Genomic DNA, 14,708 nt, shown 5'->3' on the forward strand with positions numbered 1-14,708 from the left:
CAAAGATATAAAAAATAGACATGTGACATATGACACTAAATTTCTATTTTTACACTTATGAAATGGGAAAACGCTCTAAAAGATTATCAACTATATTTAAAAATTGAGAGAGGATTATCTATAAACTCGATAGATAATTACGCTTTAGATATAAGAAAACTTATAAATTATTTAGAGCACAATAAGATAAGTGTATCTCCAGTTGAAATTACCTCAGATACCATTCAACAATTTGTTTACGAAATTGCAAAACATGTAAATGCACGCTCACAGTCTCGAATAATATCTGGTTTACGCAGTTTTTTTAATTATTTAGTTTTTGAAGATTACCGCAAAGACAATCCTTTGGAATTAATTGAATCACCCAAAATAGGGAGAAAATTACCAGACACACTATCTGAAATTGAAATTGATCAACTTATAAATGCGATAGATTTAAGCACTCCTGAAGGCGAACGTAATCGAGCGATGCTTGAAACACTTTACGGATGTGGTTTACGTGTAAGTGAGTTAATTACTTTAAAAATTTCTGATTTATTTTTTGAAGAGGGTTTTCTTAAAGTAACTGGTAAGGGGGATAAACAACGTTTTGTTCCTATAGTTGAGGTAACCCAAAAATACATCACCATTTACAAAACAAAAATTCGCAATCATTTGAAAATTCAATCGGGTTTTGAAGACACCCTTTTTTTAAATCGAAGAGGAAAACAATTAACTCGTGCTATGGTTTTTACAATCATAAAACAATTAGCAGAAAAAATAGGATTAAAAAAAAGCATCTCTCCGCATACATTTAGACATTCATTTGCAACTCATCTTTTGCAAAATGATGCAGATTTGCGTTCTATTCAACTTATGTTAGGGCATGAAAGCATTACAACTACAGAAGTATATGTGCATTTAGATAAAAGCCATTTAACTAAAGTTGTAGAAAAATATCATCCCAGAAAATAGAAAAGCCTCAAAAATTTGAGGCTTTTTATTATAAAACATATTAAGTTCTATTTAGCTATATTAACAGCTCTCGTTTCTCTAATTACTGTTACTTTAACTTGACCTGGATAAGTCATATCTGTTTGTACTTTTTGAGAAATACTAAATGATAACTCGGCAGCTTTTTGATCATCAACTTTTTCGCTTTCAACAATAACTCTTAACTCTCTACCTGCTTGAATTGCATATGCTTTTTTAACACCTGTAAAACCAAAAGCAATATCTTCTAAATCCTTTAATCTTTGGATGTAACTATCTAAAACTTGACGGCGTGCTCCAGGACGAGCTCCCGATATAGCATCACAAACCTGAATAATTGGTGCTAATAAAGATTTCATTTCGATTTCATCATGGTGAGCACCTATGGCATTACAAACTTCATCTTTTTCACCAAATTTTTCAGCCCATTGCATCCCTAAAATGGCATGTGGAGTTTCCATATCTGCTTCTGCATCTGGGACTTTACCAATATCGTGTAATAATCCAGCACGTTTAGCCATTTTAGGATTTAAGCCTAATTCTGCTGCCATTACGCCACAAAGTTTAGCAACTTCACGCGAGTGTTGTAATAAATTTTGCCCATATGAAGAACGGTATTTCATTCTCCCTACCATTTTAATAAGTTCTGGATGTAAGTTATGAATTCCTAAATCTATTACGGTACGCTTACCAACTTCAATAATTTCCTGTTCTATTTGTTTTTTAGTTTTCTCTACTACCTCTTCAATTCTTGCAGGGTGAATTCTACCATCTGTTACTAATTTATGTAACGACAAACGTGCTATCTCTCTTCTCACAGAATCAAAACAAGAAAGAATAATAGCTTCAGGCGTATCATCTACAATGATTTCCACACCAGTTGCGGCTTCAATAGCGCGAATATTTCTACCTTCTCTACCAATGATTCTTCCTTTTACATCATCAGACTCTATATTAAAAACAGATACACAGTTGTCTACTGCTTCTTCTGTGCCAATACGTTGTATGGTATTAATAATGATTTTTTTAGCATCTTGTTCTGCAGTTAATTTTGCCTCTTCCATAGAGCTTTGAATAAAGGCCATAGCATCGTTTTTAGCTTCACCTTTTAGTGATTCTACTAATTGCTCTTTAGCTTCTTCGGCAGATAAGCTAGAAATTACTTCAAGTTGCTGTACTTGATTCTTATGAAGTTTATCTATTTCTTCTTGTTTCTTTTCAAGAACATCAAGTCTATGATTATAGTCTTTAACTTTATCTTCTAAACTTTGATTTAATTTGGTGGTTTTTGAAAGTTCACTTGATATTTGAGACTCTTTATCGCGAATTCTCTTCTCCGTTTCAGCCATTTTCTTATCTCGGGATAAAATAACTTTTTCATGCTCCGCTTTAAGTTCTAAAAACTTTTCTTTAGCTTGAAGTATTTTATCTTTTTTTAAGCTCTCTCCTTCACTATTAGCTTCTTTCAAAATTAAAGTCGCATTCTTTTTGGCTTCTTTTACAAGTTTTGAAGCATTATTTTTTTCTAAGGTCTTTGCTATTATAAAGCCAATTATTAGCCCTAAAACAACACCTCCTAGTACAAATATAATTGAGTTATCCATCGTTTAATTAGTTGATTTATGTATATAAAAAAGCCTGCACCAGTATAACATTTTTGTATAAACTCCTTAAAAACAAGTTTAGGGCTAACAAGCTGATCAAGTATCTGCTCAAGGCAGCATGCTTTTACAACTTAAACTCACCCTTTTTAAAGAATTAACGTTGAGTTTATCAAAAAAAATAACCAATGCAGGCAGTAACTTTTAATTTATTTTAAAGAACGTTTTTTAAGAGATTAAATGTGAATGCAATAAATCATTTAAAGCTTTTAGCTTATCTTGAACATGCTCATTAACATTCGCTTTATCTATAGATTTCTGTTCCACTTGAGATGCAAATTGTAAAGCACACATAGCTAATACATCTTGTTTATCCCGAACAGAATAACTTTGCTCAAACTGTTTAATCATTAATTCAATGTTTTTAGCTGCTTTCCGCAATCCTTCCTCTTGATGTGCTTCAATTGTTAAAGGATATACTCTATTAGCTATTGATAGCTTTATTTTAAGCTTTTCTGACATTGATTTTTTTTTGCTTTAATCTGAAAGTTGACCAATACAATGATCTATATCTCTTATTAATGCGTTTATTTTAAGCTTAGTTTCTCTTTTATTATCGTCACTGCCAAGTATTGTATTTGCCATTTTTAAAGCTTCATATTTTTCTTCCCAATTTGCTATGTGCTTTCTTTGAGACAAAATTTCTTGCTTGGAAACTTCTAATTCTTCATTCAATTTCACATTAGCAAGTTTTAAAAGCTCTAATTTGTGTAATACTTTACTAATCTTGTTTTCTAAAGAATCTACAATATCTTCAATATTACTCATTTATGATTTTCAATACTTATCTCACAAAGTTAACATACCTGCTTTTAAATTACAATTGTTTTTTCATAAAATTTTAAAATCATTTCGATAGACGAATTCTCAATACAATGGATTGATTTTTGTTTTATTGTTGGCATATTCACTTCAAATTAATATTTTAGCTCAATATTCTTATATGAAATTTATACTGTCTCTATTTCTTTTAGTAACCTTATTTACAAATGCTCAAAATAATTACCCTCAAGATTATTTTGGTAACCCCCTTGAAATTCCCGTTATATTAGCCGGTACTTTTGCAGAAATTCGTTCTAATCACTTTCATTCTGGACTAGATATTAAAACGCAACAGCGCACTGGCTTAAGGGTTTTAGCTTCGGCTGATGGTTTTGTAAGTAGAATTAAAGTGTCTCATTTTGGCTATGGCAAAGCTTTATACATTTCGCATCCAAATGGATACACGACGGTTTACGCACATTTACAAAATTTTGCTCCAAATATTGAAGCTTATGTTAAAAAACTTCAGTACGAAAAGGAATCTTATGAAATTGAAGTATTTCCAACTCCAGATGTGCTTCCTGTTACAAAAGAAAGTCTAATAGCTTATAGTGGAAATACGGGTGGTTCTGGTGGACCACATCTGCATTTTGAAATAAGAGATAAACAAGAGCGTCCTATTAACCCCATGCTTTTTGGAATTGATATAAAAGATACTACTAACCCCATTGTAGATGCTATTTACGCATACCCTTTAGATCAAAATTCATTTGTTAATAATTCAAATAAAAAACAAAAACTAAGATTAATTCCTCTTAAAAATGGAGATTATACTACCGAAAGTATTGAAGCCATAGGTACTATTGGATTTGGTATTGAAACTTTTGATAGACAGGATTTAGCAGCAAATTCGAATGGTGTTTATAATATTGAGAGCTTTGTAAATGGGAATAGAATTTTTGAAATAGACCTTAAAAGCTTCTCATTTGATGAAACACAACATATTAACCAATTAATTGATTACAAACATTACATAGAAAAAAAAGAGCGTATCCAGAAATTATTCAAAAAAAATAATCCTCTAACAATTTTAAATTCAGATTTTAATAATGGTTTTTTATCTGTTGAAGACAGCACCAACTCTGTTTATAAAATAAGAATTGCCGATTACAAAAACAATGAGTCATGGGTAACAATAAACATCAAAGGCTCAAAAAATAGTATTGCTGAACCTAAACCAATTAAAACAACTCCTTATTTGGTAAAAACTGATCAAACAACTACTTTAAAAAAAGAATCCGTAACGGTTGATTTTTACAGAGATACTTTTTATGAAGATTTTTATATAGATTTTGATGTTAAAAATGACACGCTTTTGCTTCATAAAGATAATATACCTGCTATGAAAAGCTTTAATATTAGTTATGATGTTAGTAATTACAACAATGAGGATATTAACAAACTTTATATAGCTAGACTAGTTGGTTATAAAAATAATCCATTATATATTTTTACAAAAAGAAATAAAAATAGCTTAGTTGCAAGCACCAAAACATTAGGTAAATATGCGCTTGCAACTGATAACTCAGAACCAACTATTTCTCCTATAAATTTTAAAAACAACCAATGGTTAAGTAACTACCGTTTCTTAAAAGTTAAAATTGATGACAGAGATTCTGGTATTTCAAATTTTAGAGCAACTGTAAACGAGAAATGGATTTTAATGGAATATGATTATAAGACAAAAACTTTAACTTACGATTTTAACGATGGCGTTGTAACCGATACTAAAAATAATTTAAAAGTAATTGTTACAGATAATGTTGGAAATAATTCTACTTTTGAAGCGTTGTTTTATCGTAAATAAACCATAAAGCCTTTTGAAAACAAAATTTCTCTTAATCACTTTTCTGTTATTAACCATTTTCAATATCAGTTTTTCTCAAACTGCTGAGATTAAAGGTATTATTCTAGATGAAAATAATAAACCTATTGAAAATGTTAATATCAAGTTTTTAAATAGCGGAACTCAAACTAACTCAAACGGTTTTTACCTATTAACTATTCCCGCAAATCAGGAAATTGTTTTAGAGTTTACTCATATATCTCATAAGAAAATAGTAAGCACTTTCAATTTAAAAAATGGTGAATCTTACGAATTTAATCCTGTTATGAGTCAGGCTATTGAACAAATTGCAACAGTAATTATTACAAATAATAGAAGAAAAGAAGTCGAAGGGATTATTACCTTAAAGCCAGAAACTATCAGAAAAATTCCCGGAGCTAATGCAGGCGTAGAAAACTTACTTTTAACACTTCCTGGTGTTAGTAATAATAATGAGTTAAGTACACAATATTCTGTTAGAGGTGGTAATTACGATGAAAATTTAGTTTATGTAAATGGTATTGAGGTGTATCGTCCATTTTTAGTTAGGTCCGGGCAGCAAGAAGGATTAAGTTTTGTAAATACTGATTTGGTTCAGAATGTTGATTTTTCAGCAGGTGGATTTCAAGCTAAGTATGGCGATAAATTATCCTCTGTTTTAGATATTACTTATAAAAACCCTTATGATTTTGAAGTAAATGCTGATTTAAGCCTATTAGGTGGTAGTTTATCAATTGAAAATGTAAGTAAAGACAATAAGTTCTCGGGTATTATAGGTGTGCGTTATCGCGATAACAGTTTATTAGTTAACGCCAAAGAAACCGAAACAAATTTTAACCCCTCTTTTGGAGATGCTCAAGGGTACTTTACTTATAAGTTTTCCAATAAATTTAATTTAAGTTTTTTAGGCAATGCTTCTTTAAATACTTATGATTACGAACCCTTAACTCGTCAAACTAATTTTGGAACACTCGCTGAGCCTATTGCACTTTTAGTGTTTTATCAAGGCCAAGAAAAAGATAGATACCAAACTTTATTTGGTGCTTTTAAAGGTACTTATTTTGCGAATGATAACTTAACAATGCATTTAATAGCATCAACTTATCACACAACAGAGGAAGAGTATTTTGATATTTTAGCACAATATAGATTAGGTGAAGTGAACACCAATATTGGAGATGAAAATTTAGGTGAAGTTGAATTTAGTGAAGGCGTTGGAAGCCAATTAAATCATGGTAGAAATGATTTAGATGCGCTTATTACTAATGTTGAACACAAAGGTGATTATTTAATTAATGACAATAGAATTGAATGGTCTGTTAAATATACCAACGAAGATATTCGCGATCGATTAGTTGAGTGGGAAGTTATAGACTCGGCAGGTTTTTCGATTAGGCCGCCAAGAACTATACCAACTAACGAGCAACCATATATTCCTTTTACGGGTCCGTTAGAACCTTTTCAAAATGTAAGAGCTACAAATTACACACAAATTAATAGACTACAAGCTTATGCGCAATGGAGCAAAAGAAGCTCGTTAGGCTCTGCTGATGTTTGGTATAATGCGGGTTTAAGAGTTCATAATTGGTCTGTAAATGGTACCAATATTACCCGTTCAAATCAAACTGTTTTTAGTCCAAGAACGCAATTTGCTATTAAGCCTAATTGGAAAAAAGATATGCTTTTTAGAGTGGCTACAGGTTTATATTATCAACCACCCTTTTACAGAGAATTACGGGATGCCAGTGGAACAGTACAACCTAATGTAAAAGCACAAAAATCGTTTCATGTGGTACTAGGAAATGATTATAGTTTTAAAATGTGGGACAGACCATTTAAACTTACCTCTGAGGTTTATTATAAAAACTTGAGCGATGTTAATCCGTACACTTTAGAAAATGTTAGAATTAGATATAGAGCTTCAAATAACGCTGAGGCATACGCTTATGGTTTAGATATGCGACTTAATGGCGAATTTGTACCCGGAACCGAATCTTGGTTTAGTTTTGGATATCTAAAAACAGAAGAAAATATTGATAATAGAGGCTTTATAGCTAGACCAACAGACCAACGTTTAAAATTTGCGGCATTATTTCAAGATTATGTTCCTAATGTACCCAACCTTAAGATTTATTTAAACTTAGTTTATAATTCAGGTTTACCAGGTGGATCTCCAAGTTATGCAGACCCATATGAATATCAAAACAGATTACCAGCTTACAATAGAGCTGATTTAGGTTTGCAATTTGTTATGGTTGATGGTAAAAGACAATTTAAAAATGGTTGGAAAAAACCTTTTAAAGAACTTTCTTTTGGGTTTGAAATCTTCAATATTTTTGATGTGCAAAACTCTATTACAAACACATGGGTAAGAGATGTATATAGCAAGCGTCAGTATGCTATCCCTAATTACTTAACTCCGCGTGTATTTAATGTGAGAACTACCATGAAGTTTTAAATAAATTCCTTCAAAACACTCACAACATAATCTACTTCTTCTCTTGTATTGTAAATACTAAATGAAAAACGAATGGATGGTTTTTGTAAATCTTCATCACTTAATATTGCTGCTAAAACATGCGATTTTTGGGAACTTCCACTTTGGCAAGCACTTCCTTTAGAACAAGCTATTCCTTTTAAATCTAATTGAAACAATAACATATTAGCTTTTTCAGGAGAAACAGGTAAGCAAACATTTATAAGCGTATAAGTGCTTTTATCAAAATCGTTTGAACAACCATTAAACGTTATGTTAGGAATATCTTTTAATAGTCTTTCAATAAAATATTGTTTTAAAGCTTTTACGTAATTTGATTCCTCATCCAAATTATCATAAGCATTTTTTATAGCGACTTCTATACCAGCTATGTTATGAACGCTTTCAGTCCCAGCCCTAAGACCACGCTCCTGCTCACCTCCTAAGATTGAAGGTTTTAAGCCAGAGTTTTTTCTAATAAATACAAAACCTACACCTTTTGGTCCATGAAACTTATGTGCTGCTGCTGCTAAAAAATCAATTGGAATATCTTGTAAGTCCATCTTATAGTGACCAATCGATTGAACAGCATCACTATGAAACAAGGATTTATTAGTTTTACACAAAAGCGCTACACGTTTTAAATCTAAAATATTTCCAATTTCATTATTGATGTGCATTAAACTAACCAAAGTTTTATGTTCGGTTTGCAATAAGATTTCTAAGTGATTAAAATCAATAGATCCATTAGTATCTATATTCACAAAACTTACCAATATATTTTGCTGTTTTTGAAGCTCTTCAACAGTATGTAAAACAGCATGATGCTCAATTTTAGATGTAATTATATGTTTAACACCTAAATCATTTACAGCACTTTTTAAAACTAAATTATCAGCTTCTGTTCCACCAGAAGTAAATATAATTTCACTTGCAGAAACATTTAAATAGCTAGCAATGGTTTTTCTACATTTTTCAATTAAAGCCTTAGATGTTCTACCAAAACTATGTGAAGATGAAGGGTTTCCGAAATTATTTTTCATAACTTCAATAATAACCTCAATCACATTATCTCGCATTGGTGTTGTTGCCGCATTATCAAAATAAACGTTTTGCATATAAATAATCTAAGAAACAAAAATACTTGAAATAAAATTATTACCAATAAGGTACGTTATAATTAACAATTCCATTATTTTTGCCTAAAACCCAAGTACTATGCGAAAGCTCTTATTTATCGTTTTATCAATTAGTCTAATAACTAATAATTCTTGTGATGATGGTGATATTATTACGATTGATTTAGAATTTGGTGAAACTTTTTTAGCTTGTGGAGAATCAGATCTTGTACTTTATAAAATAAAAGAAGATCCTTCTGAAACATTATCAATTTTAATAAGCGACTATACTTTAGAAGAGATGTTTGCTGTTGGAGATAACAAAACGTTTACAGATCAAAAATCTGCAACACTTTACTATAGAACCTATAGTGATGCCTCTTTACCAAACGATTTATTTTGTAGTGCCATACCACCTCAAGTAAATATTACATTAGATGAAAGTGATACCTGTACTGCTAATATTACAACAACACTTATGGAGGATGATAATGATGGCGTTTTAGCAATTTCTGAGGATATAAATGGGAATGGTAATTTAGAAGACGATGATACGGATGGTGATGGTTTGCCAAATTACATTGATGTAGATGACGATGGTGACAATATTTTTACAGCTAATGAAAACCCAGATCCTAATGGAGACGGTGATTATAGTGATGCTCAAGATTCTGATTTGGACGGTATACCAGACTATCTTGATAGTGATGATGATGGGGATGGTATTTTAACACGTGATGAAGAAAATGCATCACAAGACAATAATCCGGCTAATGATATCACCAACCCCGAAATTGGAGCTGATTTTTTAAACCCAGATGTAGCAAATACAGTACCTGCAACCTCTTACAGACAACATACAATATTACAAACATACTCGGTTGTAATTCAACTTAGTGGAGTAAGCCTTACTTTTCTATCTCAAGACCCACTTGAATTTGGTGTTTTACAAAATAGTTTAACGTCCAGTTCGAGATCAATAACACCAGTTTTTAACTAACTTGTAGTGGCATTTTGATAAATATAAACTTCAGTAGCTCCTAAACCATATTTTTGGTAATTGGCTTCATAAAATTTCACATTACCATAACGACCAAAAAGATACTCTAATTCTAGTTTAAGAACTCCTTCTCCCACACCGTGTATAAATACTATTTTAGGAATTCGTTTATTGATTGCAAAATCAAGTTGTTTTCTAGCCGTTTCAATTTGGAGAGTTAACATGTCATGATTAGTCATGCCTTTTGAAGATTTAACTAACTGATTGATATGCAAGTCTACTTCCATAGTAGCCTCAAACCTCTCTTTAATTTTAGTTTTTGGCTGTTTTCTTTTTTGATTTGATTCTTTTTCTAAAACAACACTACTTAAACTATCATGAGAAAAAATATCTGTTTTTAAGGTTTGTTTCCCTTGTCTTAAAACCAACTCGTTACTTTTAAAATCAATCAAAAAACCATCATCAGTTTCGATAGTAATGGTATTATTAAGCGATTTTTTTACAACACCAGATAAATCATCATCCAAAACCAAAACATAATCACCTTTCTTAAAAGTCATAATTATTACTTTTTAAAGTCCATAGAATTAGAATCATCTTTTTCATTTTCAGTTTTACTAGGTATGGTTTTAGAAATTCTGTAAACACCTATCATCAATAAAACGATACCACTCATTAAAATGTATTGGTTTTGAGAAGTTCCTGTTTTAGCAAACATAGCAACAAATCCTCCTACTATTATTAAAGCATAATTTAAATAATTCATAAACTATTATTTAAAGACGAAATTACGTTATTTTTTTTGCTTAAAAATAATAGTTTATTTAAATATTTTATCGTTAAAATACATTAAATAACGATTAAATGTATTTTTTTCATGGTTTATTAAGAAAATTTTATATTTTCGCACCTAAGTTCCAACACTCTCAAATCTCATGCTTAAGAAAATTGCTCTCACAATTTTATTATTCTCATTGAATATTGTTATTAGTCAAGACTTATATGTTGCTGACAATAGTTATCTATACGCCAAAAATGTTGTTGTTTTTGTTAATGATGATATTCGACTTGAGACTTCAACTTCTAATCTTTATTTTAGAGATAATGCGCAGCTTTTGCAAAATATAGACTCTAAAAATTCTGATGCTGGAGAATTATCAATCTACCAAAATCAAACAACAAATGTTTACGAGTACAATTATTGGTGCTCACCGGTAGGCGTTAGTATTAATGGGATTACTCAAGCCAATGTAGACTTTGATGGTTCTAACATTCATGATCCACAGGATGAAACAGATTTTTCAAATGTTAATTCATCTCCATATTTATTTACCTCAGCCTATAACGGCACAGCTACAGAACTCTCCAACTACTGGATATATAGTTATAAAAATGGTGAAGGTTATTGGAGTTGGAAACAAGAATTTGATACAGGAAATATTGAAACCGGTTATGGTTTTACGCTTAAAGGAAGTCCGAACGTTAATAATATTTTAGATTTTAGAGGCAGACCAAACAATGGCAATATTTCAGTTAGTTGTATTTTTGATGGTGTAGATAATCAACCATCTGGGATACCCAATACTGCCCAAACTTTAACAGGAAATCCTTACCCTTCAGCTTTAGATTTGAAATTATTTTTCGCAAATTCAGTTAATAATCAAACAGTATTGAATGGCGAAATTTATTTTTGGGAACAAAAACAAAAAAACTCTCATTATCTGGAGGATTACGAAGGTGGATATGGTGTTTATACTCCTGGTCCTTTGGGCGATTTATTTGATAATGGAACTTATGCACCAGCAGCTTTTGTAAATTATAATGATAATGGTAGCAATAACGCTAATACTTCTGGAAATACAACAGATTTTAGCTCAAATAACCAGAGAAGATATGCTGCTATAGGCCAAGGGTTTGTAATTACAAGTAATGGTGCTGGAGGAAACGCAGAATTTAATAATTCAATGAGGCTATACTTACCTGAAGATTCTAGCCCAATTGGAAATGGTTCTGTTTTTGCAAAAAATAAAACTTCAAAAACAGTTACTCAAAGTAATGATTTTAAAGTTATGTCACACAATGGGGTTAACTATAAAGCTATTTTTGAAAACCCAACTATCATTCCCGAGATAAGATTGCATACACATATTAATAATACCTTCTACAAGGTAAATGTAATTGCTTTTAGAAAGAGTACTCCTAATAATAACACTTATAATCGCTTTTACGACGGGAGAAATATAAATAATTTAAAAGATGACGCTTATTTTATTTCTGAAGAAAAAGAGCTAGTTATTAAATCTATTAATTATGATGAGACTGAAAGATTATCTTTAGGGTTAAAGGCTGAAAATAACAATACACAATTCAGTATAAAAATAAGTGAACTTATTAACATCCCTGAAAATGTAAACGTTTATCTTTTTGATAATGAAAATAACACATTTACAGATTTAAAAAATGGTAGTTTTGAAGTGATATTAAACAAAGGCACTTATGATAATCGTTTTGAAATCACTTTCCAAAAAAACATTTTAAATATTGAAAATAAATCTATTTTAGAATATAAAATATTTCAAAACAACAACTTATCAAAACTAAAAATAGCAAACCCTAATAGAATCAGTATTAAATCTATTGAGGTATTTGATATTTCTGGAAAACAAGTATTAACGCAAAATATCAATTCAGATAGTAAGAAATATATTTTTTCTACTCAGCAATTTAGTGATGGTGTTTATATTGTGAAAATTGAATCTTCAAACAACCAAATTTTCACTAAAAAAATAGTAGTAAATAATAAAAATAATTAACCTTTTTTTTATTTCTCAGGGTGCTTTTAGTATTTTAGCAAATACGATTTCTATTGTTATATTTTATGGAAAATTATATGCTACCCTGTTTAACCAAAAAATTATTTGGTTTTGATTGTATGGGTTGTGGCATTCAGAGATCTATTCATTTAATTTTTCAAGGAGAATTTACAGAAGCTTTTTACATGTATCCTGCTATTTATAGCTTGATTGCTCTATTTATTTTCATAGGAATAAATTTTTTCTTTAAGTTTAAAAAATCAAATTTAGTTATTAGCTCTCTGGCAATTATTTCAGTGGCTACAATCATTATTAGTTATATTATTAAAACAATCATTTAAAAATTACACATGGAACAACAAAAACTCAACCCAACACTTGTCTACGTTTTAGCTATTTTAGGTCTTTTATGCTGCTGCTTTGGTGGCCTTGGTTTTATACTTGCAGGAATAGCTTTTATTATTGCTTACAACAAATTAAATGTAGTTAAACAAAACCCTGAAAATTATGAACCTGTAAGTGTCAAATCAATGAATACTGCTAAAATTGTAGCATTAGTGATTTTAATAATTAATATTTTGTACTTAGCAAAAGTAATCTATTCAATTTCAACTGTTGGTTGGGACGAAATGATGGAACAATCTAGACAAATAATGGAGCAATATCAAAATCAATAATTTTAATATTTTTCAAATAAAGAAGGCGACAAATGGTCGCCTTCTTTATTATTAATTATTATTTCTCAAACGCTTTTAGTGTTTTAGTTATAATGCTTACACAATCGAGTAATTGATCTTCTGACATAACCAAAGGTGGAGCAAAACGAATAATATTACCGTGGGTAGGTTTAGCTAATAAGCCATTATCTCGCAATGCTAAACAAATTTTCCACGCTGTATCACTTGCTTCATCATCGTTAACAACTATCGCATTTAACAAACCTTTTCCTCTTACTAGTTTAACTATTTTACTGGTAGCTATATATTTATTCAACTCACTTCTAAATAAATTGCCTAAAATAAACGCATTTTCAGCAAGTTTTTCATCTCTAACAACCTCTAAAGCAGCCATAGCAACTGCAGCAGCAACTGGGTTACCACCAAAAGTACTGCCGTGATTTCCTGGTTTAATAACCTTCATAACAGAATCATTTGCTAAAACAGCTGATACTGGATAAACACCTCCACTAATGGCTTTACCTAAAATTAAAACATCTGGCTTTACATCAGGAGAGTTCGAACAGTTTTTATTTTCACAAGAACAATTACCACAGGTTGCTAATAAGCGTCCGGTACGCGCAATACCAGTTTGCACTTCATCAGCTATCAATAATACATTGTATTGCTCGCATAAGGCCTTAGCTTTAATGAGATAATCATCACTTGGAACATAAACACCAGCTTCACCTTGTATAGGTTCTACTAAAAAACCTGCTACATTTGGGTTGCTTTTTAAAGCATCTTCTAAAGCAATTATATTATCGTATTCAATTTTTATAAAGCCTTTAGTATATGGACCAAAATTTTCTCGTGCTACTGGGTCGTTTGAGAATGAAATAATAGTGGTAGTACGCCCGTGGAAATTATTATCGCAAACAATAATTTCGGCTTCATTTTCATGAATACCTTTTACTTCATAAGCCCATTTTCTACAAAGTTTCAAAGCAGTTTCAACAGCTTCAGCACCTGTATTCATTGGTAACAATTTATCAAATCCAAAAAACTCGCAGGCAAATTTTTCGTATTTCCCAAGCATATCATTATGAAACGCTCGAGATGTTAAGGCTAATGTTTGTGCTTGATGCACCATTGCATTAACAATTTTTGGGTGAGAATGCCCTTGATTTACTGCGGAGTAAGCAGATAAAAAATCATAATATTTTTTACCTTCTAAATCCCAAACATACACACCTTCTCCTCTATTTAACACAACTGGCAGTGGGTGATAATTGTGCGCACCATACTTGTTTTCTAAATCGATCGCTTGTTGCGAAGTTAATTGGTCTAAAACAGCCATTTTAA

The 14,708-nt window shown here is 30.9% G+C and carries 14 protein-coding genes and 1 other RNA gene; 7 read left to right on the top strand and 8 right to left on the bottom strand.

The genetic code is table 11. The features are described from left to right. Positions 1 to 57: 57 nt before the first annotated feature. Positions 58 to 954: a site-specific tyrosine recombinase XerD gene (gene xerD, locus AC1XJX_RS05145; protein WP_482002898.1), complete on the top strand. Its 897-nt coding sequence runs from the start codon at positions 58 to 60 to the stop codon at positions 952 to 954. 47 nt (positions 955 to 1,001) lie between these two features. Here xerD and rny read toward each other — a convergent pair whose 3' ends face one another. From rny to AC1XJX_RS05165, 4 genes are all read right to left on the bottom strand, one after another. After that, complete coding sequence (rny, locus tag AC1XJX_RS05150; RefSeq protein ID WP_482002899.1) at positions 1,002 to 2,576, bottom strand: ribonuclease Y; 1,575 nt, start codon at positions 2,574 to 2,576, stop codon at positions 1,002 to 1,004. A gap of 59 nt (positions 2,577 to 2,635) precedes the next feature. Then, positions 2,636 to 2,742, bottom strand: a non-coding RNA gene (ssrS, locus tag AC1XJX_RS05155) — 6S RNA. Between the two features lie 59 nt (positions 2,743 to 2,801). Further along, entirely contained in the window at positions 2,802 to 3,095 is a 294-nt protein-coding gene (locus tag AC1XJX_RS05160; RefSeq protein WP_482002900.1) for a cell division protein ZapA, read from the bottom strand. A gap of 15 nt (positions 3,096 to 3,110) precedes the next feature. Next, a complete protein-coding gene (locus tag AC1XJX_RS05165; protein ID WP_482002901.1) occupies positions 3,111 to 3,401 on the bottom strand; it encodes a hypothetical protein in 291 nt (96 codons plus the stop codon). A 175-nt stretch (positions 3,402 to 3,576) separates the two neighbouring features. Here AC1XJX_RS05165 and AC1XJX_RS05170 point away from each other — a divergent pair, with 175 nt between their 5' ends. Next, positions 3,577 to 5,262 (top strand): M23 family metallopeptidase, encoded by a 1,686-nt coding sequence (locus AC1XJX_RS05170; RefSeq protein ID WP_482002902.1) that lies wholly within the window; start codon positions 3,577 to 3,579, stop codon positions 5,260 to 5,262. A gap of 13 nt (positions 5,263 to 5,275) precedes the next feature. Next, complete coding sequence (locus tag AC1XJX_RS05175; protein ID WP_482002903.1) at positions 5,276 to 7,738, top strand: TonB-dependent receptor; 2,463 nt, start codon at positions 5,276 to 5,278, stop codon at positions 7,736 to 7,738. Here the strand turns inward: AC1XJX_RS05175 and AC1XJX_RS05180 are convergent. Then, the gene (locus AC1XJX_RS05180; protein ID WP_482002904.1) at positions 7,735 to 8,874 is read right to left on the bottom strand and encodes a cysteine desulfurase family protein; all 1,140 of its coding nucleotides are present in this window, start codon (positions 8,872 to 8,874) and stop codon (positions 7,735 to 7,737) included. The two genes, AC1XJX_RS05175 and AC1XJX_RS05180, sit on opposite strands and share 4 nt — an antisense overlap. A 100-nt stretch (positions 8,875 to 8,974) precedes the next feature. Between AC1XJX_RS05180 and AC1XJX_RS05185 the strand changes: the two genes are divergently transcribed. Continuing rightward, positions 8,975 to 9,874 carry a hypothetical protein gene (locus AC1XJX_RS05185; RefSeq protein ID WP_482002905.1) on the top strand — a complete coding sequence of 300 codons (900 nt, stop codon included), beginning with the start codon at positions 8,975 to 8,977 and terminating at the stop codon, positions 9,872 to 9,874. On the opposite strand, the gene AC1XJX_RS05190 is transcribed toward AC1XJX_RS05185, so the two are convergent. Together AC1XJX_RS05190 and AC1XJX_RS05195 are read right to left on the bottom strand one after the other, a co-directional pair. Beyond that, positions 9,871 to 10,434, bottom strand: coding sequence for a Smr/MutS family protein (locus tag AC1XJX_RS05190; protein WP_482002906.1), 564 nt, complete (start codon positions 10,432 to 10,434; stop codon positions 9,871 to 9,873). The genes AC1XJX_RS05185 and AC1XJX_RS05190 overlap by 4 nt on opposite strands. 5 nt (positions 10,435 to 10,439) lie before the next feature. Beyond that, positions 10,440 to 10,640, bottom strand: a complete 201-nt coding sequence (locus tag AC1XJX_RS05195) for an LPXTG cell wall anchor domain-containing protein (protein ID WP_482002907.1) — start codon at positions 10,638 to 10,640, stop codon at positions 10,440 to 10,442. A 169-nt stretch (positions 10,641 to 10,809) separates the two neighbouring features. Here AC1XJX_RS05195 and AC1XJX_RS05200 point away from each other — a divergent pair, with 169 nt between their 5' ends. The 3 genes from AC1XJX_RS05200 (at position 10,810) to AC1XJX_RS05210 (ending at position 13,364) form a co-directional block, all read left to right on the top strand. Beyond that, positions 10,810 to 12,687, top strand: a complete 1,878-nt coding sequence (locus AC1XJX_RS05200; protein WP_482002908.1) for a T9SS type A sorting domain-containing protein — start codon at positions 10,810 to 10,812, stop codon at positions 12,685 to 12,687. Positions 12,688 to 12,806: 119 nt separating this feature from the next. Beyond that, positions 12,807 to 13,028, top strand: coding sequence for a DUF2752 domain-containing protein (locus AC1XJX_RS05205; protein ID WP_482002987.1), 222 nt, complete (start codon positions 12,807 to 12,809; stop codon positions 13,026 to 13,028). A gap of 9 nt (positions 13,029 to 13,037) precedes the next feature. After that, positions 13,038 to 13,364, top strand: coding sequence for a CCC motif membrane protein (locus tag AC1XJX_RS05210; protein WP_482002909.1), 327 nt, complete (start codon positions 13,038 to 13,040; stop codon positions 13,362 to 13,364). A 58-nt stretch (positions 13,365 to 13,422) separates the two neighbouring features. Here AC1XJX_RS05210 and rocD read toward each other — a convergent pair whose 3' ends face one another. Continuing rightward, entirely contained in the window at positions 13,423 to 14,703 is a 1,281-nt protein-coding gene (rocD, locus tag AC1XJX_RS05215) for an ornithine--oxo-acid transaminase (RefSeq protein ID WP_482002910.1), read from the bottom strand. Positions 14,704 to 14,708: the final 5 nt, after the last annotated feature.

Source organism: Flaviramulus sp. (assembly GCF_982512915.1).